Here is a 21,579-nt window from a genome sequence, read left to right on the forward strand (position 1 = left end):
GGCGCTCTGCCGGGCTCGGCGCGATCGGCGGCGCGGGTCGGCGACGCGCGCCTCGGAGCGCCGGCAGCGCTAGCGCCGGCCGAGCAGCGCGGCCGACAGGCTCGCCGCGGAGGCCTCGTCGACCCGGCGCAGGCAGCCGTCCCGGTCGGCGCGCGCCGTGGCCTCGGAAATGTGCAAGAGCTCCATCCTGCGCTCCACGGGCATGCAGTAGGTCGTCGAGGTCCACAGCTTCGGGTCGTCCACGCCGCGGAGCGTCTCGAGATCGGTCCACACCCGCGCGGTCCTGTCGTCGGAGCCCGTGACGATGCGGGCGCCGTTCGGGCTGAAGGCCGCGGATTTGATCGAGAGCTCGTGCCCGCGCAGGACGAGGGGCTCGCCCGCGCCGTCGGCGTTCCACACGCGGATGGTCCTGTCGTCGGACACGCTCACGATGCGCCGGCCATCGGGGCTGAAGGCCGCGCTGTGGAGGACGCCCACGTGCCCGCGCAGGACGAGGGGCTCGCCCGCGCCGTCGGCGTTCCACACGCGGATGGTCTTGTCCCAGGAGGCCGTGACGATGCGCTCCCCGTCGGGGCTGAAGGCCACCGAGTTGACCCGATCCTGGTGGCCTCGAAGGACGACCGGCTGCTCGACGTCGCCGCCTGCGTCCCACACCCGGACCGTCGTGTCCCAGGACGCGCTGGCGACGTGCTGGCCATCGGGGCTGTACGCGACGCACTGGACGGGCTGCGTGTGACCACGGAGTACGAGGGGCTCGCTCGCGCCGTCGGCGCTGTGCACGCGCACCGTCCCGTCTTGGGATCCCGTGACGATGTGCTGGTCGTCGGGGCTGAAAGCGGCGGCGTTGACAGGCCCGAGGTGCTCGCGAAGGACGATGGGCTCTGCCGTCCCGCCAGCGTCCCATACCCGCGCCGTCTGGTCGTTCGATGCGGTGACGACGCGCCGGCCGTCGGCGCTGAAGGCGGCGGCGTTGACCCAGTCCGTGTGGCCGCGGAGAACGACGGGTTCGCCCGTCGCGGTGGCGCTCCACACGCGCGCCGTCATGTCGTAGGACGCGGTGACGATGCGCTGACCGTCGGGGCTATAGGCCACGGAGGATACGAGATCCTCGTGACCGCGCAGGACCAGCGGTGGATGGATGTCCGCGACGTCCCATGTCCGGATTGTCCTGTCGAGCGACGCGGTGACGACGCGCTGACCGTCGGCGCTGAAGGCCGCGGAAAGGATCATGTCCTGGTGCCCCCGGAGGACGATGGGCTCGCCCGTGCCGTCGGCGTTCCACACGCGCGCCGTCTTGTCCCAGGACGCGGTGACGACGCGCCGGCCGTCGGTGTTGAAGCTCGCGGAGAAGACCGCATCCTGGTGCCCGCGGAGGACGATGGGCTCGCCGGTACCGTCGGCGTTCCAGACCCGCGCCAGCTTGTCATGACTGGCGGTGACGACGCGCGATCCATCGGGGCTGAAGGCCGCGGAAAAGACGATATCGTCATGGCGCAGGACGACCGCCGAGCCTGTCCCGTCGGCCCGGAAGACCCGCGCGGTCAGGTCGCCGGACGCGGTGACGACGCGCGTGCCATCCGGGCTGAACGCCGCCGACCACATCCACCCAGGGCGCCCGCGGAGCACGACGGGCTCGCCCGTGCCGTCGGCGCTCCAGACCCGCGCCGTCGTGTCCCAGGACGCGGTGACGACGCGCGTGCCATCCGGGCTGAACGCCGCCGAGAAAACGACGTCGTCGTGGCCGCGGAGGACGATGGGCTCGCCCGCGCCGTCGGCGCTCCAGACCCGTGCGGTCCTGTCGTAGGAGGCGGTGACGACGCGCCTGCCATCCGGGCTGAACGCCGCCCAGGCGAGCCGGTCCTGGTGGCCGCGGAGGACGACGGGCTCGCCCGCGCCGTCGGCGCGCCAGATCCGCGCGGACCCGTCGAGCGACGCGGTAACGATGCGCTTGCCATCCGGGCTGAAGGCCGCGCGGACGATCGCGCCCGGCTCGGTGAGCACCGTGCGAGCGACCCCGCGCTGCAGGGCGAACCGCGCGAGGTCGGACCACCCGCGCGGCGCCCCGGGCGGCTCGATCTCGCGCACCAGCGCGAGCACGGTCGTGGGGTCGTCCTCCAGCTCCCGCGCGGTGGCGATACGGGTCGCGTTGCGGGCCTGCGTGGCCTCGGCCTGCGCGCGGGTCGCCTCCCGATCCGCGCGGAGCGCCAGGTAGGACACCGCCGACGCCGTCGCGGCGAGGAGCGCGATCGCGGAGGTGGCGAGGCGCCAGCGCGTCCGCCGCGCGCGCCGGACGAGGGCGACGACGGCGAGCAGGTAGTGCGCTTCGCGTCTGGCGAGCGCGGCGTGCGCGCTGTCTCCCCGCTCGGCGCGGGCTCGCTTGAGCCAGTGCGCAGCCTCCTCGGCCGCGCGGTCGCGCCAGAGCATCCCTTCGGCCTCGCCGCTCGCCTCCCACTGCTGCGCGGCGGCGCGCAGCCGCGACAGGAACTGCGCGTCCTGCTCGTTCTCCTCCAGCCACCGCCGGAGCTTCGCCCACCGGTCGATGAGCGACTCGTGCACGAGCTCCACGGTCGTCCCCTCGCGCTCGCCGGAGCTCTCGATGTGCACGAGCCGCGCGCCGGCCAGGTGGTGCAGCACCTGCGTCACCGCCTCGCCGCCGCCCTCGGCGAGATCGAGCAGATCGGCGGCGCTGACGATGGCCCGGGTGCGCTCGGGCGTGACCAGCCGCAGGAGGATCGCCCGCGCGAGCCGCTGATCCGGCGCCGGGAGGCGCGAGAGCACCGCGTCCGCGTGCGTGGACAGGGCGCCCGCGACCCCGCCGAGCGCGCGGTAGCTGTCCCGGGTGAGCAGGCGGCGCGCGCGATCCCGCGCCTCCCAGAGCCTGGTCGCCGCGAACTGGAGGAGCGGCAGGGGGCCGCGCGTGCCCTCGAGCGCGTCGAGCATCTCGTCGAGCATCTCGTCGCTCTCGAACCGGTGTCCGACCGCCTGGAGAGGCCGGGCAATGGCCTCGCGCAGCTCCTCGCGCCCGAGCGGCGGCAGGAACATGAGGCCGCGGGTCACGGTGTCCATGAAGGTGCGGTGGTCGTCCGCGATGCGATCGAGGAAATCCGAGCGCACGGCCAGCATGACCCGCAGCGGCGACGAGGCGTCGTCGGCGACGCCCTCGAGGCATCCCATGAACTCCGATCGCTCGCCGGCCTCGGTACCCAGCGTGAACAGCTCCTCGAACTGGTCGACGAAGAGGAGGATCCGATGCTCCGGCCCGTTCCGGCGACAGCGCGCGCGCAGCTGGGCCGCGAGGGCGCCGGGCTCGACGCGCAACCTCGCGAGGAGCGCGGCCGGATCGATCTCGGGCCTGGTTCCCTGGGCGCCCTCGCGCGCCTCCTCGAGCTCCTGCGCGAGCACGTCGGCGAGCGCGGCGAGGGGCCTCCGCCCCGGGCGCAGGACCAAGGCCTCCCAGCGCTCGCGCGAGCGCTTCACGGCCGGGATCACGCCTGCCCGCACGAACGACGATTTCCCGGCGCCGGACGGCCCGGCCACCGCGACGAGCTCCTGGTTGCGCAGCCGCCCCAGCGCCGCGGCGACGTCGCGATCGCGCCCGAAGAAGCGCGCCGCGTTCGACTCCTGGAACGCGGACAGCCCGGCGAACGGGCTCTCGCCCGCGGTCCCACCGATCGCCGCCTCCTGACCCGCGAGCGCCTCGAGCTCGGCGAGCAGCTCCCCGGCGGAGCCGATGCGCTCGGCCTGGCGCTTCTTCAGGCAGCGCTCGACGAGATCTCCGAGCGCGCCCACCTCCGGGCGCAGGTCGTGGAGGCGCGGCATGGGCGAATCCAGGTCGATCACGTCCCTGAGCCACGTCGGTGCGAACGGCGAGAGCGGGTGTCTCCCGGCGAGCAGCTCGAACAGGATGACGCCCACGGCCCAGAGGTCGCTGCGAGGACCGATGTCCTCGCGCCGGAGCTGCTCGGGCGCCATGTAGGGGAGCGTTCCGGCGAGCGCGCTCTCCCGGGTCGGGCCGGCGCCCTGGGCGGAGGGCTCGCGGGCGCCGGCGAGCGTCGAGATATCATCGGCTCCAAACTGCTTGGCGATGCCGAAATCGAGCACCTTGACCGCCCCCGCGTCGGCCAGGAGGATGTTCTCCGGCTTGAGGTCGCGGTGCACCACGCCGAGGCCGTGCGCGCAGACCAGCGCGCGGACCACGGGCTTCATGAGCTCGATCGCGCGGCTCGGCGACACCGGAGCGGCCGCGGCGGCGGGCGTGGCGTCCGGACCGCCGGGCGCGCGGGCGCGCTCTCCGCGCGCCATGAAGTCGCGCAGCGTGCAGCCCTGGATGTACTCGAGCACCATGTACGGAGTCCCGAATGCCTCGTCCACCTCGTGGAGGACCACGATGTTCTCGTGGCTGCAGAGGGCTGTGGCCTGCGCCTCCGCGAGGAAGCGGTAGGCCCGGTCCCCGCTGTATTCGCGGAGGAGCTTGATGGCGACCAGGCGGCCGAGCTTGATGTCACGTGCCAGGAACACGCTCCCCATGCCACCTTGGCCCAGCGTGCGAATGAGCTCGTAGTGCTTGAAGGTCGAGCCGACCCGCAGAGGGGTCGAGCCCGGAGACGGGCTGGGGCCGATGGGCAGGGGAGGTGGCGCTATCGAGGGTATCCAGGAGAGGGGGAGCGCGTCCGCGCGTTCCTTGTCTTCCGGGCCACTCCGTGCTTCCTGGTTGGCGGTCTGGGTGCGGGCGTTCTCGCGCGTGGCCTCGCCGCGAACCACCTCGGATGACACGGGGCGTGAGCCGCTCTGGTGTCCATGCATCGTCATGGTTCCCCCGGGCAGGGATTGTCGCCCGCCGAAACGACGAAGGCACCAGAAAAGGCCTAAAGCTTCGCGATCCGTCGCGTTCCCCGGAGGTCAAGGGGCGTGACGACGGATCGCACCCTATTGGAAGCCCCGGGCCCAAGCCGGGCCCGACCGCCGAGCCCCGGGTTCGGCGAGCTCGATTTGGCCGACGCGTCGCCTCGGGGTGTTGTGGTCGCGCCGCTCGCCGGCCCCCTGACCCGCGCCGTCGCCCTCGGGGATGAGGTGGCAGCCCGCGTCGTTCACGAGGCGATCGGTCGGCTGCTCGGCCTGCTGCCTGCACCAGAGAGATGAGCAAGCCCGCGCCGATCGTCGAACCCACATCGGGCCGGCCCTTTCGCCGATTCTGGTTGACAGGCGCCCGATTCCGCTGGTTGCAGCGCGCGGCGCGGGTGCTGTTCGCCAACGGATAGGATGGCGAACACCGACGGGCACCCTATGACGGCCGAACGGCCGACGGCACATGATCGCATGTTGACGCTCAGGCTGGCTGATGGTCCCCCGAGCAGGCCGGTTGATGGCCATCGCAGGATGTGCTCGGGCGTCGTCAACGAGCACGATGGCCATCACTCGTAGGCCGCGACGAAGCATCGGGCGACGCAGACGACTTGGCCAGCGAGGTAGCCCTGGTCGAGCTGCCAGACGACGCCATCGACCGGGACGATGTTGTCGACCGACACGGCGACGCTGTGCGCGCGAGGCGAGCACCCTCCATGATGGGCAACTTCGTTGGCCTGCATTCATCGCCCTCAAGAAGCCTGCTCGACCAGAGGGTCTGCGGCACCAACGGGAGTGCGCGCCAACACGGCGCCTGAGCATCTCGCAACCGCCATGCCAGGCGTCCGCGTGGCCTATGAAGGCTGAGGCGACCGGAATCTTCCTGGGGGAACCAGCCGCAGGCACCTCGAATCATCACCGCGATATCGTTGATCATCATCATGTGCGCGGCGCCTCGCTTGAGGCGTAACTGTTACAGTAACCATGTTACACTGTTACGCTGTTACGCTCGGAGCTCTCCTCTCGCGGACCACCGCGCCGCGCTCGGCCCTTCGCTCAAGGCCACACGACATCACCGCGCACCATTGACTCGCGACCGCAATTCGAGCTAAGTAATGGCCATGCCGATATGTATTTGTCCGTCCGTTGCCGGCCTCTTGGCCATCCAGCTCTGCGCGACGTTGTCCACACACGTCGTCCTACCAACGCCGCCGGGCCAGGGAGTTACCTGTTATGATCGTATCCAGGAGCTCTCTGCGTACGACCGTGAGCTTTCCACCCGGCGCGAACATAAAGCACAAGCCGCTCAGGCGGCCCAGACCTCCAGCGAGTTCGTCAGCCTGATGCTCGACTCTCAGGAGGACGGTGAGGCATTCTCTTGCGGTCTTACCCGCTCGTGGGTGACCGAAGTGTTCGAAGGTCTCGGTCGGCAGTATACTGAATACAAGTACGACGACGGCATCGACGGCTCGGATGCTGGCTACGAAGTCTACATAGGCGATGACCTGATCACCTTCTTCTTGAGCCGTTCTTACAGTTCGAGGAGGATCATCTACCACGTGCGACACACCGGGACGGAGGATCACGTATTTACCATCGAGCAGCTCCCATACGCTCGAGGTTACCGCGTGTATCAGAGCTACGCTGACGCCTATAGCCTCAAGGCCTGGCTCTCCACCGCCACCGCCGGGCTCTTCGAGGCCGACACGGGTGAGATCATGGTGTGGAGAGGGCTGCAAGCGAGCGCGAGCTACACGTTGATGCTGCTCAGCGGTGGGCAGGCATCCCTCGACAATCTCGACAGCTTACCTGCAGAGCTTGAGGTCGCTCGCCCGTATTTCGAGTACGTGCGCGACTATGATGAAGAGGCGGTCATGGCCAACTTCGAGAAGGCATGGCAGAAATATGGCGCGGGCCGCGTCCTCGACGAGGCGGAGTTCTTCTGCGACTACCTTCCCAAGCTGGCCAAGCTCAGCGTGTATTTCAGCGAAAATGACCACGAGAGCAGTCCATTTCCCCAAGAGATATGGGACACCTGGATCGAGCTCTTTGGCTCTCCGAACCCCCTCCACTTCCCCGGAGTTCCGCACAATTTCATAGGCGATACGATATTGACGGATCGTAACTATCGGCTGGAGGTCCTCGATATCGGGCTGAACGCCAACGAGACGGCTGACCGAGCCGCATGCGCTTCGAACGCTGCCATCCTCGAGGATGCTATCGTGACACCATAAAACGGCTAACGCGAGCGTCTCACCCACCGTCACCTAGAAAGAAAGGAAAAGGTATGTCTTCAGTCAAATGGATCCTGAGCGCTATCGTTCCCACTGCGTTCTCATCGACGACCGGTTGTGTCGCAGGCACCGGCGAGAGCAGTGCGAACGTCGACAGTGAGTTCCCCATGCTGACCACAGCCGACGCCGATATGGTAGGTCACAACATTAGCTTCAGAATGGCGGGCACGATGGCCTTTGAACCCCCGCTCACTCTCTCGACCAAGGCGACTACTGTCGCGCTCAGCGGCGAGCTGTCCACGTGCCTGGACGTGAGCACCAACCCCTACGTCATCACCGGAGGTGCGGCGACCGCCACGCTCACCGGGACCGCAAGCAAGCTGGTCGCCGACCTTTCTGGAGAGGTCAGCCTCACCTTCAACCTTGATGGCGGCGGAACGGTGACTCGTACTCAGGATGTAACCTGCTTGGTCGGCGAGGTGGGGATATATTCTTGCGAGGGGATCGTTATCGACGAAGAGCTCAACGAAAGCATTGTTGAGATCACCCCCGTGGTACCAGCCACTCAGTTCTTGGGCGGTCCGACCTCGCAGGTTACCTTCTTCGACGCGGGTGGTGGTTGGTGGTAGTGGCGTAGGTAAGTGAGGGGTCTCCGCCGGGCGATTTTATCACTGACTGCTTACTTTTTTTGGTAATCTCTCGGAACCCGACATGTGCGGCTTCGCCGGCTTCCTCGACTCGACGCCTACAGACTCCCGGGAGCGCGCCGCGCGCCTCTCCCGGATGGCCCGCGCGATCAGCCACCGTGGCCCCGACGAGGAGCGCCTCTACTACGATTGCTTCGTCGGCCTCGCCTTCCGACGCCTCTCGATCATCGACCTCGAAGGTGGGTCCCAGCCGCTCTGGAACGAGGACCGCACGGTGGTCGCCGTGGTCAACGGCGAGATTTATAACCACGTCGATCTGCGCCGCGCGCTGTCCGGCCGCCATCGGTTCGCGACGCACTCGGACGCCGAGGTGGTCCTCCACCTCTACGAGGACCACGGCGACCAGCTCGTCGCGCACCTCGATGGCATGTTCGCGCTGGCGCTGTGGGACCTCCGCGCTCGCCGTCTGCTGCTCGCCCGCGATCCCCTCGGCATCAAGCCGCTCTACGTCGCGGCGCCGCCGGGCGGCCCGCTTCTCTTCGGCTCCGAGCTCAAGGCGCTCCTCGCGCATCCCGCCTGTCCGGCCGAGATCGATCTCGGCGGGCTCACCGTCCCGCTCTCCTTCGACGCCGACTCGGTCCCCTCCTACATGCGCGGCGTGGAGCACTTGCCCGGCGGCTGCACGCTCACGGGCGAGGTCGACCGGGCGCCGCACCGCCGGCGCTACTGGGCGCTCGCCAATCACCTAGGCGCCGACGACGCGCCCCCGCGGCCCGCCGCAGCCTACATCGACGGCTACGCCGAGCGTCTCCTGGCGAGCATCGATGCCCACCTGATGAGCGATGTGCCGATGGGAATCTTCCTGTCGGGCGGCGTGGACTCCGCGATCGTGGCCGCGGTGGTGGCGCGACGACGACACGATCTCCACTGCTTCACGGTCGTGACCGACGCCACGCTGGCTAACGGCGACGTCACGCACGCGGTGGCCGTCGCCAGGACGCTCCAGTTGCCACTCCACGCGGTGGACCTTCGTGACGGTCCGCTCCTCGAAGCGATCGGTGGCGGAGTGCCCGCCCGCGCCCTCGACTGGTTCGAGCGGCTCGTGTGGGCGCTCGACGGACCGCGCTTCGACATCGAGTGCGTCCTCAAGCATGAGCTGCACCGCCATGCCCGCGCCGTGCTGCCGGCGCTCAAGGTGATCCTCGTGGGCCAGGGCGCCGACGAGTTCGCCGGAGGGTACTCCACGCCCGCAGACGCGACGCTGCCGTCCTGGAACGCCTACGTTGAGGGCCCCCTCCGGGCGTCGGAGCGCGCGCGGGCCGTCGCCCAGATCGGCGCGCCGGCGGCCGCGTTCCTCTCCGACGAGGCGCTCGATGGCCTCGCGTCTCGCAAGGCCGCGCCGGTCCCGGCGCCATTTCACCGGGAGATGCTCTGGCGCACGGCCGCCCTTCCATTCTACAACCTCTGGCACGAGGACCGGACTTCGATGCAGCAGGGGGTCGAGGTGCGCGTGCCTTTCTTGCATCGCCCGGTGGTAGAGCACCTGGCCTCGGTGCCGTCTCGGCTCCACCGCGAGTTGTTCTGGGAAAAGCGCATCGTCCGCGAGGTCGCGCAGCGGCTCCTGCCGCGGCGCTTTGCCGAGCGGCCGAAGGTTCGCTTCGTCCTCACAAGGGGGCGACCGCTCCATCTCGATCTGCTCGCGCGGCTCGCGCTTGCGCTCGCTCCTGCCGCGCGGGAGCGCTACGCAGCGTCCGGCGGCATCCTCGACACCGCGACCTTCGACGGCCTGATCCAGCTCATCCGAGCCGGCGGCGCCGGCGCCGACTCGGCCGTCGAATCCCTCCTGCGTGGCATGGCGATCGGCGCTTTCGCCACGATGCTGCGCGAGATCCGCACCGACGGGTGCGCAGCGCCGAGGGGCGCGCTCCCCGCCCTACAGCACCCGGAGCTCCCCGTGCGCGCGATCCAGGAGCTGGCGCGGAGGGGCGCATAGGAATCGGCAGGTGAACGGGGGGCTTCCGGACCTGGTTCCGCCCAGCTTGGGATTACCCCCGATCCACGAAAGTCCAGGTGACCGAGAAAAGGCAGATGTAGATCGGGCGACCCGGAGGTAGTGCGCCGGCACCTGATCGCGCTCCTCGAGAAGCACCGGGCAACGTGGCCTCTATGGCCCGGGACACGGGCAAGGCGCGGATGCAGTCCACCGCTGGATGGCGCGCTTCGATCCATCCGACAGACTACCCCGGCTGAGCCGGACGGCGGTCAGGTGCGCCCGTCCGATCGGCCTCGACTTGGCGCTGGCCCCCTGCGTATCCTCACGGCGGTCCCGCACCGCGGTGGGGCGCGACACAAAGGGGAATCGCGACGGGGTGAGCGTCCGGCGGTCCGAGGTTGTTCGTCCCCTCGCGGGGAGGGGGTGACGATGCTGGAACCGGAGACCGATTCGCGGATCTTGCATCACGATTCCATCCTGCGCGCTCTGTCGCCGGCGGCCCACGTCGCTGACTCCACGCGCCCGGGGGCTCTCACGGCGACCGTCACCGGCGAGCTTCGAACGACGGAAGGGCCGGAGGATCGCGCGTACACGACCGCGTCAAGCCCCCCGGTCTCCACGGCGACGGCGTCCGAGCTGACCGCCGGGCCTTCGTCGCGGATACGAGAGCGCCCGCGCGCGGGCGCCAGCGTCAAGCATTACGAGATCATCCGCAAGCTGGGCGAGGGGGCATGGGGACCGTGTTCCTCGCCCGCGATACCAAGCTCGGCCGCCTCATCGCCGTCAAGATCCTCGTCGAATCTAGAGCGGGGAGCAGGTCCAAGGTGCACGCGGCCGCGCCGGCGGACGCACGCGGCTGGTTCAACCACTGCGGATACTGTACCCATCGGACCTGCTCCCCGCTCTAGTACTACAGCCGCACGTCGGTGAGCGCCGAACGAGCTGGGCTCCACCAGTGTGCGGACAAGCCAAGCGTCACGATCGCCCGCCCGCCCATCGAAATCTGCGGAGATTCCGCGACGTGCGGCTGTAGTACTAGTCAGCCGTACCACCACGGTGGGGGACGTGGCGGCATGATTAGGCGAGTCGCTGTCGCCCGAAATCGCAGGTGACTGGGCGAGACGACCGACGAGAGGAAGGAGAGGGGTGATGGGCATGTCGTTTGCAGTGGCGTCAATCGCCAGTAACGCCCGACTTGGCCGGCCGCACCCGCGACGAAATGCCGCGTGGTCTCCGCTCGAGCGTCGTTCCCGGCAATCGAGAAAGGACATCGCCATGAGCACGAGCATGACGCAGTACGCATCCGTTGACGAGATCTCCAGCGCCGACTGGGAGCAGGTTTCCAAGGTGACCAACCTCCCGGTGGCGGAGCTCCAGAAGCGTTATCAGGAGTTCGTGAACAAGAACCCGGGGCTGATCAAGAACAAGCAGGTCCGTCATGCGCCGGTCGAGACCGGCGCGAAACGTGATGATATCAACCTGACCCCCGAGTTCGACATCTGGATCGCCTCCTTCAAGGGCTACATCAGGGGCTACGTCGAGAATATCAACGACTTCGACCTCCGCTGGGGTGTCGAGGTGAAGGCCTTCGGCATCACCCTGGCGTCCGAGGAGCGCCGCCTGAGTCCTCAAAACCCCTACGTCGATGTCACGCTGGGCTTTGACTTCCTGCACGTCAACATCGGGTTCGGCCTGCGCGGGCATCAGGGCCATATGGACATTTACACCAAGGGCCGGATCAAGTACATATTTGGCTCGGAGGAGTGGAACTTCGTCATCGCTCATCTCTAGAGCGGGGAGCAGGTCCGAGGGACACAGTACCCACAGTGGTTGAACCAGCCGCGTGCGTCCGCCGGCGTGATCGCACCGATCGCATGCCCCATCGACTTGTAGACGGCTGAGGGCGTTCGGCTGGGCGCTCCGAATTGGTCCAAGGCCAGGGCACGTCTCCAGGGCACGGCTGATGGGGTGCCGGTGAGATTCTGCGACGAGCGCCTTCTCGGCCTGTCGGCGGATCGGTTCTACCGCGTCGTACTGCGCGTACAGCATGGTGGCTGCGTCGCGCACGGCCTCGGGCAGCCGCCTCGAGGCCTCGTGCCTGCCGGTCTCGAGTAGATGCTCTGACGGCTCACCGCGATCCCGCGCGAGCGGTACAAGCGCTTGAGCCGGTTCTGGATACGCACGACGTCACGAACGATCATCGAGCGCGTCCGACTGGGCTCGCGCAGCCTGTTATACTGGCCCACGTCCTTGAAGACGCGCCGCTTGATCGCCCCCGTGCGCACATCGTCGGCAAGCTTGTACGCGTCTCGTGCGTCGTCCTTCTGGCCCCGGCTCTCGCCAATCGCTGCCACCACCACATCCTTCGCATGAGGCGAGAGGATCTCGTAGAGCCAAGCGCTCTCGGATCAGAGGTCGGCCTGTCTAAATTCAAGCGGTTTCCGAGGAGCGTCGACAGTACCGCGCCGCGCTCGGCAAGCTTGCGTGAACTGCATCAGCCCTTCGCCTCGGTAACGGTGACAGTAACAGTGTTGCACCGGTTGCACCGTCGGAGCCATCCAGTGGCTGTGCCAGACCTCCGTCACATGCAATGCGGACGGCAATGCCACGGAAAAAGCGCGCTCGACCCGGCCCGAGATCCTCTGGAGGGTGCCTTGTCGTGGTGGCGCGAGGCATGCAGATGTGGTGCTTGCGACCGAAACGGATGCCAGGGGAAGAGCCGCAATTTCGAGGGGACGCGTGCTGACGTCGCGCGCGCGGACCACCCACAGCCCCTGCTTGCCGCGTCGCGCACCAGCAGCAACGTCGCACACAGAACGAGGAGAGCACCATGAGCATCACATTTATCAACGGTTACAAGAACACCACCGGTTACATCGTTGGGGGCATCGAGCTCCCCGGACGCAAGGTCTACCGGATCTTGGTCAACGTGGACCCGACCAAGCCGGATCCGCTGAGGGGCGAGGTGGTGCTGGATCCGAACACCGGTACGCTCGACCAGTTCGGGGATTCGCAGCCCTCCACCAAGATCGCGTTGGAGCGCTACAGGATGGAGCTGCCCATGGTCGCGACCGGCGGCGGGAAGGCCCTCATGGACGTCCGGTACACGGAGGGCGCCGGGCCCAAGCTGCAGCTCGTGTCGGTGTCGAACCCCCTCGACGCGAACCAGCCCCAGCTCCGGCTGCTGGTCCTCGGCGGCAGCGGCATCCAGCATGTCCTGAACCTCGAGCAGTTCTGAGATTGCGCCGCCGCGGCCCTATGTGGAGACGTACCGCGCGGCGCTCGGCAAGCTTGCGTGAACGGCATCAGCTCTCGCCTCGGTAACGGTGACAGCAACAGTGTTGCACCGGTTGCACCGTCAGAGCCAACCAGCGCCTGCGCCAGACCTCCGTCGCATGCAATGCGGGCGGCAATGCCACGGAAGAAGCGCACTCGACCCGGCCCGAGATCCGCTGGAGCGTGCTTGCCATGATGGCACGAGGCATGCAGGTACAGTGCTTGCGACCGACACCGATGACAGGGAAAGAGGCGCGGTTCCGGGCGGATACGCGCTGACGTCGCGCGCGCGTCGCGCGCGCGAACCAGCCACATCCCCCGGCCAGCCGCGTCGTGCACCAGCAGCAGCGTCGCACACAGAAAGCGGAGAGCACCATGTTGATGAACGGTATGAAGAACACCACCGGTTATATCGTCGGGGGAATCGAGCTCGCCGCAAGCAAGTGCTACCGGATCTGGGTCAACGTGGACCCGACGTTGCAGGAGCCGCCGAGCGGCGAGGTCGTCCTGGATCCGAACACCGCCATGCTGGACCAGTTCGGGGATCCTCATGGCGGCACCGATATCGCGCTGCGGAGCTACAGGGTGGAGCTGCCCACGGTCACTACCCGCGGCGGGAAGGCCCTCATGGACGTCCGGTACACGGAGGGCGCCGGGCCCAAGCTGCAGCTCGTGTCGGTGCCGAACCCCCTCGCCGAGCAGCAGCGCCAGCTCCGGCTGCTCGTCCTCGGCGGCAGCGGCATCCAGCACGTCCTGAACCTCGAGCAGGTCTGAGATCGCCGCGCCGCGGACCAGGCCGCCGCGCACCGCAGCGCGCGGCCCGCCGACGCCTGCCCGACACGCGGGTCGCGTCCGCCATGGAACGCGGGCGCCCTCCATCGCAACCGGGCGAAGCTCGTCGCCGCCCTTCGCGCGCCGTCGTCGCCCTCCGCCAGCGCGGGCGGCGGAGGCGACAGCGGCTCGTCCTCGGCGCCATCGCCGCGCTCGCCGCGGTCGCGTCGCTCGTGTCCTACCTGGCGACCCTCGCCGCGCGGGAGGCGAAGCGCGCCTAGGCCGAGGCCGTGCGGGCGCGCAACGCGACCCGCATGGCCATCGCCCGCAGAGCGATCCCACGACCGTGCTCGCGCTCGTGCGCGAGCTCGAGCCGCCCCGCATGCCGGGAGGGTGGTCCGAGCTCGCCCGCTGGGCGCTCGACAGCGGCGTCGCCGCCGTGGTGATCACCTTGCCGGATGCGGTCAATCACGCGGACTTCAGCCCGGACGGGAAGCGCATCGTGACCGCTTCCAACGATAAGGTGGTCCGGGTGTGGAGCGCCGACGGCAAGGGCGAACCGCTCGTCCTCCCTCAGAAGGACAGGATCCCGTACGCGGCCTTCAGCCCGGATGGGAAGCGCATCGTGATCACGGACCTGTCGCGGGCGGCGCGGGTATGGAACGCCGACGGCACCGGCGCCCCCCCTTGTCCTCCCCCACGCCGAAACCGTGTACCGGGTAGCCTTCAGCCCAGACGGCCGGCGCCTCGTGACCGCATCCAAGGACAACCTGGCGCGGGTATGGAACGCCGACGGCACCGGCGAGCCCACCCTCCTCCGCGGTCATCAGGACAGGGTGTTCTCCGCCGAGTGGAGCCCGGACGGCGAGCGCATCGTCACCGCGTCGTTCGACAAGACCGCACGGATATGGAGCCCGGACGCCGAGGGGCACGCGCTCATCCTCCGCGGCCACACGGACATCGTCATGTACGCGGCATATAGCCTAGACGGCAAGCACATCGTCACCGCGTCCCTGGACAGGACGGTGCGGCGTTGGGACCTCGACGACATCCGACCGCCGCTGACCCTGGACCGCCATGAGGACTCCGTCGCTTCCGTGGCCTACAGCCCCGACGGCCGTAGCATCGTCACCGCGTCGAACGACAGGACGGCGCGGATCTGGAGCGCCGAAAGCGGCGAGGAGCGCGCGGTCCTGCGGGGGCACGACGGCTCCATCAACACGGCGTTCTATACCCCCGACGGCCGGAGCATCGTCACCGCGTCGAACGACAAGACGGCACGGATCTGGCGCGCGGACGGCGCGGGAGAGCCCGTCGTCCTGCGCACGCACGAGAGCTCCGTGTCCTCGGCCGTGGTTAGCCCCGATGGACGGTCCATCGTCACCACCTCGTATGACAGCACCCTCCAGATCCACCGATCGGACGGGACGGGCGATCCCCTGGTGCTGCGCGGGCACGACGAGCCTGTCCTCTGCGCCGCCTACAGCCCGGACGGCCGGCGCATCGCCAGCGGGAGCTGGGATACGACCGTTCGGATCTGGAACGCCGACGGCACGGGCGAGCCCGTCGTCCTCCGCGGCCACCACGATACGGTCAAATGGGTGGCGTTCAGCCCCGACGGCCGGCACATCGCGAGCGCGTCCGTCGACGCGACCGTCCGGTTGTGGCGCTCCGATGGGACGAGGGAGCCCGTCGCGATCCTGGAGCATGGCGCCATGGTCAGATGGGTGGCCTATAGCCCCGACGGGCGGCGCATCGTCACCGCGTCGGATGACGGGGCAGTCCGGATATGGAACGCCGACGGCGCGGGCGAGCCCTTCGTCCTTCGCGGGCCCGAGCTCGCGGTCAGGGCGGCGACCTGGACCCCCGACGGCAGGGGGATCGCCGCCGCGTCCGCCGACAGCACCGTTTGGATCTGGACCGAGTTGAAGTCGCTCCGTGAACTCGACGCTCCGGAGCTGTGGAGCGCAACGACCTATTGCATGCCCATCGAGCGCAGGATGAAGCTCTTGGACGTGTCCGAATCCACGGCCCGAGCCGATCAGGCGCGATGCCTCTCCCGCGTCATGCGCGCGAGCGCGGCGACCTCGGCAGAGGAGTAGAGCGGCCGTGGTGCCGTGGGGTGGCTCGAACAGTCAGGCACGGCGCTTGGTAAGGGAATAACTGTCCATCGCCTCGCCTCGGCGAATCAACCGATGAAATCGAGGACGACCCTGTTGAACAGTTCGGGGTTCTCGAGGAATGCGAAATGGCTGCCTCCCTCCGCCTCCTCGAAGATGACAAGCTCCGCTCCGGGGATCTGCGCGGCGATCCATGCTTGGGAGGCCGGATCGATGTGGCTGGCTTCACCCCCGATGACGAGGGTGGGTACGTCGAGCCTCTGGATGAGATCCCGCCAATCCTGCGCCGCATGATCGACCAGGAGCTGGGCCGCGCAAGCCCGCGGGAACTTGAGGTTCTGCTGGAGGACCCAGGCGAGATCATCAGCGGGAAACGCGCTGGTGAAGAAGCGGCGCAGGAGGGCCTCCGTGACCGCGATCCCGTCCGGGCCGCGAAGCGACGCCGCGATCTCGTAGAGCGACGTCCCGGTGAGCCCCGCTCCCGCATCGCGCGTCTCCTGCTCCGACGAGTCGGGCCACGCGGTGATCGCGGCGCACTGATCGATCAGGATCAGGCGGTCGATCTTGTCTGGCCCGAAGTTGTCCCAGTAACTCCAGATGACCGAGCAGCCCATTGAGTGCCCGGCGAGCGTCACGCGTCTCAATCGCTTCCACTCCAGGAACTCGTGCAGATCGCTGGCGAGGCGCGCTATCCGGTAGCCGTACGACGGCTTGTCCGAGTCTCCGTGCCCTCGCATGTCCAGCGCGATGACGTGGTGATGGCGCGAGAAGGCCTCGATCTGCTGCGCGAACATGATCGCCGTCTGCGACCACCCCGGGATCATGACCAAAGGTTTTCCTCTGCCCGCCTCGAGGTACCGCAGGGTGACGCCGTCGTGGGTGGTAAAGCACCCGGCGTTGACGTGCTGGATGGCTGCCTCGGCGTCGGGCGCTATCAGGTGAGCGGCGCCGAGCGCCGCGCCGATCGAGGCGACCTGCCTCAAGAGATATCGCCGAGTACGAGGTGTGGTGAAGGAAAACTGGTTGCGCTTGTCGTTCGTCATGGCGGCTCATCCCTCCGGGCCCATCGTGCCGGTTATGGCAAACTGCCCAAACTGTCACAGTACGCCCGGACACGGGAGATAGCAAGAGGCTCGCCGTTAGTTGAAGTTTGTTGAAATAGATTGCGCGCGCTTCTCCGACCAGCGCGGCATTTGGGGGCAAGCGTCTTACATCCTTCTTGCAGCGCACGCCCCGCAGGCTGTGGAGAGAACGCGGCCCCTTCGACGCATGGATAAGTCATTGAACTGGCATCGCTTTCCCATGGGGTCGGAACGCATAATGCATTTTATGTCAACTGCCGGTCGTCGACGGCGAAGTCACGGCGTTCCTCCTTGGCGCACGGGCGACCTGATACGCGTCCATACGACGTGGGCATGAGGGCCCGTCTTCGGAGATCATTCACATAACCCGAGATGATGATGGCCCCAGGCGTCTCGTGTTCCGGAGTCGCCATGCTACACTTCCCGTCATCGTGACGCTTTTCGCCCTGAGGCAGGGCGGTGTCCCGCGCCTCGCCCGATCAATTCGTGCTGGTGCTGCTCACCGAGCGCCTCCCGCATGCCGAGGGCCATGCGTGCCGCGGCGACGACACGGTCGGGCCGGTGCTCCGGGATGCGGCGAGGCGACCCTCAGCGAGCGCGATGTCTCCAGTGAAGAGGTGGATGACGAAGATACCCGTGTCAGTGACCACGACGACCGCGACCGCCGTCCGGCCCCGCCGCCGCTCGATGGCCGCACAGCTCAGCGAGGTGTAACTTGATACAGTAACATGTGACGTTCCTGTTACGGGTCCGCTAGGCGGACGACTTCCTGCGCCATCTCCTCGGCAGCTGACGAACGCGCCTCGCCGCCCGGGTCGCGGACGATGAACGTCTGTTCAACGCGACAGGCCAGTCGGCCGTCCCCTCACCAGCCGACTCGCATTCTATGCGCGAAGGTCACAGCTATCAAGAGCGGAGCGCGCCGCTTACAGATCGTGGGTGACCGGCCGCGGATCGGCCGCGGTCGAGCGATCGGAGGAGCGAATGGCGACAGCGACGGCCACCGGGCGCACCGCGCCCGTCAACGACATCGAGATGTACTACGAGCTCCGCGGCGAAGGGCCGCCGCTCGTGCTGCTCCACGGCTTCACCGGAGCGGGCGGGGACTGGGCTCACGTGTTCGACCTCGCGGAGCTCGGGTGTGGACACACGGTCATCGCCCCCGACCTGCGCGGCCACGGCCGCTCGACCAACCCGGCTGGCTCGCTGACGATCCGTCAGTGCGCCTCCGACGTGTTCGCCCTCCTCGACCACCTGGGGGTGAAGGCGTTCCGGGCCATCGGCCTCAGCTTCGGCGCCAAGTGCCTCCTGCACCTGGCCACGCAGCAGCCGGATCGCGTCGCGTCGATGGTCCTCGTGTCCGCGACACCGTACTTCCCCGAGCAGGCCAGGGCGATCATGCGCCTCGTCTCCGACGAGGGCCGCTCGGAGGAGGAATGGCGGGACATGAGGAGCCGCCATGCGCTCGGCGACGCGCAGATCCGAGCGCTGTGGAATCAGCCGCGCCGCTTCGCGGCCAGCCACGACGACATGAACTTCACGCCCCCCCACCTGTCGACCATCACGGCGCGCACGATGATCGTGAGCGGCGACCGCGATCCCCTCTACCCGGCCGAGATCGCCCTGGAGCTGTACCGCGCCGTCCCGCGCTCCTGCCTGTGGATCCTGCCGAACGGCGGACACGGCCCCATCTTCGGCGAGTGGAAGGAGCCGTTCGCCCGCGCGGCGCTGGCGTTCCTGCGCGGTGATCCGGGCGAGCAGCAAATGATCCGGGCATAACGAGGGAGACGCGCGGCGCGCGGCGTCACTGCGCGCCCTCGGCGCGCTCCTCCACCGGCGCTTGCGCGCCGAGCTTCGGAAGCCGGACGCTCAGCGTCTTCATCTCTCCCGGCTCCACGTTGACCATCAGCGTCTTGGACGCATGCCCAGGGGCGGACAGCACGAAGCGGTGTCCCTCGCCCACCGTGAGCCCCTCGATCCTCGTGCGATTGCCCTTCCAGAGCTTCCCGTCGACGACGACGTTGGCCGGCGGATCGACCCAGAGCACCACCGTCGCCGTGAGCCTCTCCAGATCGGCCACGATCTCTTTGAAGCGCGCCTCGTCGCTCAGCTTCACGGCCGTGCGGTACGGCTTGTATCCGTCTCTTGTGAGCTTGATGTGGAGCTCACGCCCGAGCGGAAGCCCGTGGAGCTTGGCCGGCGTGGCGACGGGGTGACGCTCGCCGTTCACCCATAACGTGCAGCCCTCCGGCTTGCTCGTGATCTCCAGCGAGCCCTTCGCCTCGACCTGCGCGGGCGGCTCCTGGCGGCTCGCCTGGGCGTCGTGGACCATCGTCATGAACTCGGCGTGCCGCTCCGAGAGCTGCCCCTGCATGTAGAGGAACCCAGGCACGAGCGCGAGTGCGCTGGCGGCCGGGATGAACGCCGCAACACCTCCCTTGCCCGCGAGCGGCGGCGGGCTGCTCAAGGTCGTCGGGCTCGTGCTCGTCGGGACGCCGCTCTGGGAGACGGTCGCGCCGCCGCTCATCTCCAGCGACCAGCGCTGCTGCTGCGCCGCGATCACGTCGATGAGCTGCCTGACGCCGAGGAGCGCCTCCTTGTGGCGAGCGAGCTTGTCCCGGAAGAGCGACTCCATCCATGCCGTGAGGCCCATGGGCGAGGCGGGGATGCGCTCGTCGCGGATGAGCTCCTCGAGCGCGGCGTGCATCTCCCGGGCAGACTGGTAGCGATCCTCGCGCCGCTTCTCGAGCGCGCGCAGGACGATCTTCTCCAGCCCCTTCGGGTAGCCGGGCTTGATCGCGCTCGGGAGGGGGTACTCCGAGCCGTGAATCTGGAGGAGCGTCCGCATCTGGGTACCGCCCTTGAACAGACGTCTGCCCGTCGTCATCTCGAACAGGACCACGCCGGCGGCGAAGATGTCCGCGCGATGGTCGATGCGATCCCCCGCCACGTGCTCCGGGGCCATGTAGGCGAACTTGCCCATCAGCACGTTCTCTCTCTGCTCTTCGACGTCGCCGAGCTCGCTCCGCGCGATGCCGAAGTCGACGATCTTCACGTCCCCCGTGTAGCTCACGACCACGTTGCGCGGCGAGATGTCCCTGTGGACGATGCCGAGCGGCGCACCGTCGAGGCCGCGCTTGTCGTGGATGTACGCGAGCCCCGCGCAGACGCCGAGGATGATGCTGAGCGCGTGCTCGAGCGGGATCCCTCCCGGGTCGCGCTCCGCCGCCTCGCGCACGATCGAGCCGACGTCCTCGCCGTGGATGTGCTCCATCGCGATGAAATACGTCCTGTCCACCTGCCCGGCGTCGAACGTCTGGACGATGTTGGGATGCGAGAGCGTCGCCGCGATGCGCGCCTCGTGGAGCAGCATGTCGATGAGCGACGGATCCTGGTTCATCGAGGGCAGGATGCGCTTGATCACCACGAGCTTCTCGAAGCCGAAGGACGAGCGATGCAGCGCGAGGAAGATCTCCGCCATGCCCCCCGCCGAGAGCTTCGACAGGAGCGTGTATTTGCCGAACTGTTTCGGCAAGAGCTCAGGTGCGTTTCCGGCCGTGCTCGGCGGCGCGCCGCCCGCGGCCAACGCGGTACGCTCTTGCATGAGACATTCTCCTGGTTCCAGTGGACGCTACTGCAAGGCCAGCGCAAAGGGGCCTCGCGAAGAGCGCTCTCAGGCGGGTCTTACCATGGAGCGGTCATGAGATGTCAGATTTTTTTTGAATGCGTCCGCCTGAAATGGCGGAGCGCGGGCAGCGCGCGCAAAGCAATCTGCGGAAACATGAGCGATACATGTTCGTTCCGATGCGCGGGTAATGTCTCCCTCCTCGCCCATGGAGAGAGAACAATGGCGCAGGTATCCTCTGAGCTCCTGGCACCGACCCGCCGGTTGACGCGCCTGTACGTCAGCGCGCTCGGCGCCGTGGCGCTCTTGTCGGTCGTGGCGCAGCTCCTCGTGCAGCACGCGTTGAACCAGCAGACGAGCGACGCCCACGTCGTCAACGTGGCCGGGCGTCAGCGAATGCTCAGCCAGCGGCTCAGCAAGGCCGCGCTCACGTTCCAGGTGACCACCGACCCCGCCGAGCGCAAGGGCCGCGCCGACGAGCTGGCGCAGGCGATGGCGCTCTGGGAGCGGTCGCATCGCGCGCTCCAGCACGGCGATCCGGCGATGGGATTGCCGGGGAAGAACACGCCGGAGGTGACCCGCATGTTCCAGGCGATCGAGCCGCTGCACCAGAGCATGCTCCGGGACGGGAAGGATCTCCTCGCCGCGGTCGGCGCCGGCGGCGAAAAGCCGGTGGAGGTGGCCGCCATCCAGCCGATCGTCGCCGCGATCCTCGCCGCGGAGCCGGGCTTCCTGAGCGGGATGGACCGGGTCGTCTCTCAGGTTGCCCACGAGGCGACGGCGCGGATCGAGCGGCTCCGGCTCGTCGAGCTGATCCTGCTGTGTGTGACCCTGGGGGTCCTCTTTCTCGAAGGGCTCTATATCTTCCGCCCGGCGGTGCGCGAGATCCGAAGGACGATCAGCCACCTCGTCCAGGCCAGGGGGCACCTCGACAACACGGTCCAGGCGCTCCGGGCGATCGCGGGTATCGGACACCCATGATGCACATC

At 68.1% G+C, this 21,579-nt stretch carries 15 protein-coding genes and 1 pseudogene; 11 read left to right on the top strand and 5 right to left on the bottom strand.

Annotated elements, in window-relative coordinates:
- Nucleotides 1-69: 69 nt before the first annotated feature.
- Complete coding sequence (locus WME73_RS05805; RefSeq protein ID WP_437915025.1) at nucleotides 70-4,809, bottom strand: nSTAND1 domain-containing NTPase; 4,740 nt, start codon at nucleotides 4,807-4,809, stop codon at nucleotides 70-72.
- Between the two features lie 602 nt (nucleotides 4,810-5,411).
- Nucleotides 5,412-5,585, bottom strand: a complete 174-nt coding sequence (locus tag WME73_RS05810) for a hypothetical protein (protein WP_437917541.1) — start codon at nucleotides 5,583-5,585, stop codon at nucleotides 5,412-5,414.
- A 438-nt stretch (nucleotides 5,586-6,023) separates the two neighbouring features.
- Between WME73_RS05810 and WME73_RS05815 the strand changes: the two genes are divergently transcribed.
- The 5 genes from WME73_RS05815 to WME73_RS05835 all read left to right on the top strand — a co-directional run bounded on the left by WME73_RS05815 (nucleotide 6,024) and on the right by WME73_RS05835 (nucleotide 11,507).
- Nucleotides 6,024-7,076: a hypothetical protein gene (locus WME73_RS05815; RefSeq protein WP_437915026.1), complete on the top strand. Its 1,053-nt coding sequence runs from the start codon at nucleotides 6,024-6,026 to the stop codon at nucleotides 7,074-7,076.
- Nucleotides 7,077-7,129: 53 nt separating this feature from the next.
- Entirely contained in the window at nucleotides 7,130-7,705 is a 576-nt protein-coding gene (locus tag WME73_RS05820) for a hypothetical protein (protein ID WP_437915027.1), read from the top strand.
- An 82-nt stretch (nucleotides 7,706-7,787) separates the two neighbouring features.
- Nucleotides 7,788-9,716 (top strand): asparagine synthase (glutamine-hydrolyzing), encoded by a 1,929-nt coding sequence (gene asnB, locus WME73_RS05825; protein ID WP_437915028.1) that lies wholly within the window; start codon nucleotides 7,788-7,790, stop codon nucleotides 9,714-9,716.
- A 731-nt stretch (nucleotides 9,717-10,447) separates the two neighbouring features.
- The gene (locus WME73_RS05830; RefSeq protein ID WP_437915029.1) at nucleotides 10,448-10,624 is read left to right on the top strand and encodes a hypothetical protein; all 177 of its coding nucleotides are present in this window, start codon (nucleotides 10,448-10,450) and stop codon (nucleotides 10,622-10,624) included.
- 241 nt (nucleotides 10,625-10,865) lie between these two features.
- Nucleotides 10,866-11,507: a hypothetical protein gene (locus WME73_RS05835; RefSeq protein WP_437915030.1), complete on the top strand. Its 642-nt coding sequence runs from the start codon at nucleotides 10,866-10,868 to the stop codon at nucleotides 11,505-11,507.
- A gap of 230 nt (nucleotides 11,508-11,737) precedes the next feature.
- Here WME73_RS05835 and WME73_RS05840 read toward each other — a convergent pair whose 3' ends face one another.
- Entirely contained in the window at nucleotides 11,738-12,076 is a 339-nt protein-coding gene (locus WME73_RS05840; protein ID WP_437915031.1) for an IS110 family transposase, read from the bottom strand.
- Between the two features lie 470 nt (nucleotides 12,077-12,546).
- Here WME73_RS05840 and WME73_RS05845 point away from each other — a divergent pair, with 470 nt between their 5' ends.
- The 4 genes and pseudogenes from WME73_RS05845 (at nucleotide 12,547) to WME73_RS05860 (ending at nucleotide 15,865) form a co-directional block, all read left to right on the top strand.
- The gene (locus WME73_RS05845) at nucleotides 12,547-12,954 is read left to right on the top strand and encodes a hypothetical protein (protein WP_437915032.1); all 408 of its coding nucleotides are present in this window, start codon (nucleotides 12,547-12,549) and stop codon (nucleotides 12,952-12,954) included.
- 413 nt (nucleotides 12,955-13,367) lie between these two features.
- Complete coding sequence (locus tag WME73_RS05850; RefSeq protein ID WP_437915033.1) at nucleotides 13,368-13,766, top strand: hypothetical protein; 399 nt, start codon at nucleotides 13,368-13,370, stop codon at nucleotides 13,764-13,766.
- A gap of 379 nt (nucleotides 13,767-14,145) precedes the next feature.
- A pseudogene (locus WME73_RS05855) lies at nucleotides 14,146-14,265 on the top strand (hypothetical protein); the annotation flags it as partial.
- Nucleotides 14,266-14,512: 247 nt separating this feature from the next.
- Complete coding sequence (locus WME73_RS05860) at nucleotides 14,513-15,865, top strand: WD40 repeat domain-containing protein (protein WP_437917356.1); 1,353 nt, start codon at nucleotides 14,513-14,515, stop codon at nucleotides 15,863-15,865.
- An 86-nt stretch (nucleotides 15,866-15,951) separates the two neighbouring features.
- Here the strand turns inward: WME73_RS05860 and WME73_RS05865 are convergent, their stop codons facing one another.
- On the bottom strand, nucleotides 15,952-16,926 hold the full coding sequence (locus WME73_RS05865; RefSeq protein ID WP_437915034.1) for an alpha/beta fold hydrolase: 975 nt from the start codon (nucleotides 16,924-16,926) through the stop codon (nucleotides 15,952-15,954).
- Nucleotides 16,927-17,949: 1,023 nt separating this feature from the next.
- On the opposite strand from WME73_RS05865, the gene WME73_RS05870 reads away from it, so the two are divergent.
- On the top strand, nucleotides 17,950-18,744 hold the full coding sequence (locus tag WME73_RS05870) for an alpha/beta fold hydrolase (protein WP_437915035.1): 795 nt from the start codon (nucleotides 17,950-17,952) through the stop codon (nucleotides 18,742-18,744).
- 25 nt (nucleotides 18,745-18,769) lie between these two features.
- On the opposite strand, the gene WME73_RS05875 is transcribed toward WME73_RS05870, so the two are convergent.
- Nucleotides 18,770-20,569 (bottom strand): protein kinase domain-containing protein, encoded by a 1,800-nt coding sequence (locus WME73_RS05875; protein ID WP_437744503.1) that lies wholly within the window; start codon nucleotides 20,567-20,569, stop codon nucleotides 18,770-18,772.
- 243 nt (nucleotides 20,570-20,812) lie between these two features.
- On the opposite strand from WME73_RS05875, the gene WME73_RS05880 reads away from it, so the two are divergent.
- Complete coding sequence (locus tag WME73_RS05880; RefSeq protein WP_437915036.1) at nucleotides 20,813-21,571, top strand: type IV pili methyl-accepting chemotaxis transducer N-terminal domain-containing protein; 759 nt, start codon at nucleotides 20,813-20,815, stop codon at nucleotides 21,569-21,571.
- Nucleotides 21,572-21,579: the final 8 nt, after the last annotated feature.

The sequence above is a fragment of the Sorangium sp. So ce302 genome (genome assembly GCF_051530145.1).
Classification (GTDB): Bacteria; Myxococcota_A; Polyangia; order Polyangiales; family Polyangiaceae; genus Sorangium; species Sorangium cellulosum_B.

Bases quoted from the DNA above. Each gene is read 5' to 3' on its own strand.
- WME73_RS05805 (WP_437915025.1), bottom strand. From the start codon at position 4,809: ATGACGATGCATGGACACCAGAGCGGCTCACGCCCCGTGTCATCCGAG.
- WME73_RS05810 (WP_437917541.1), bottom strand. From the start codon at position 5,585: ATGCAGGCCAACGAAGTTGCCCATCATGGAGGGTGCTCGCCTCGCGCG.
- WME73_RS05820 (WP_437915027.1), top strand. From the start codon at position 7,130: ATGTCTTCAGTCAAATGGATCCTGAGCGCTATCGTTCCCACTGCGTTC.
- asnB (WP_437915028.1), top strand. From the start codon at position 7,788: ATGTGCGGCTTCGCCGGCTTCCTCGACTCGACGCCTACAGACTCCCGG.
- WME73_RS05830 (WP_437915029.1), top strand. From the start codon at position 10,448: ATGGGGACCGTGTTCCTCGCCCGCGATACCAAGCTCGGCCGCCTCATC.
- WME73_RS05835 (WP_437915030.1), top strand. From the start codon at position 10,866: ATGGGCATGTCGTTTGCAGTGGCGTCAATCGCCAGTAACGCCCGACTT.
- WME73_RS05845 (WP_437915032.1), top strand. From the start codon at position 12,547: ATGAGCATCACATTTATCAACGGTTACAAGAACACCACCGGTTACATC.
- WME73_RS05850 (WP_437915033.1), top strand. From the start codon at position 13,368: ATGTTGATGAACGGTATGAAGAACACCACCGGTTATATCGTCGGGGGA.
- WME73_RS05865 (WP_437915034.1), bottom strand. From the start codon at position 16,926: ATGACGAACGACAAGCGCAACCAGTTTTCCTTCACCACACCTCGTACT.
- WME73_RS05870 (WP_437915035.1), top strand. From the start codon at position 17,950: ATGGCGACAGCGACGGCCACCGGGCGCACCGCGCCCGTCAACGACATC.
- WME73_RS05875 (WP_437744503.1), bottom strand. From the start codon at position 20,569: ATGCAAGAGCGTACCGCGTTGGCCGCGGGCGGCGCGCCGCCGAGCACG.
- WME73_RS05880 (WP_437915036.1), top strand. From the start codon at position 20,813: ATGGCGCAGGTATCCTCTGAGCTCCTGGCACCGACCCGCCGGTTGACG.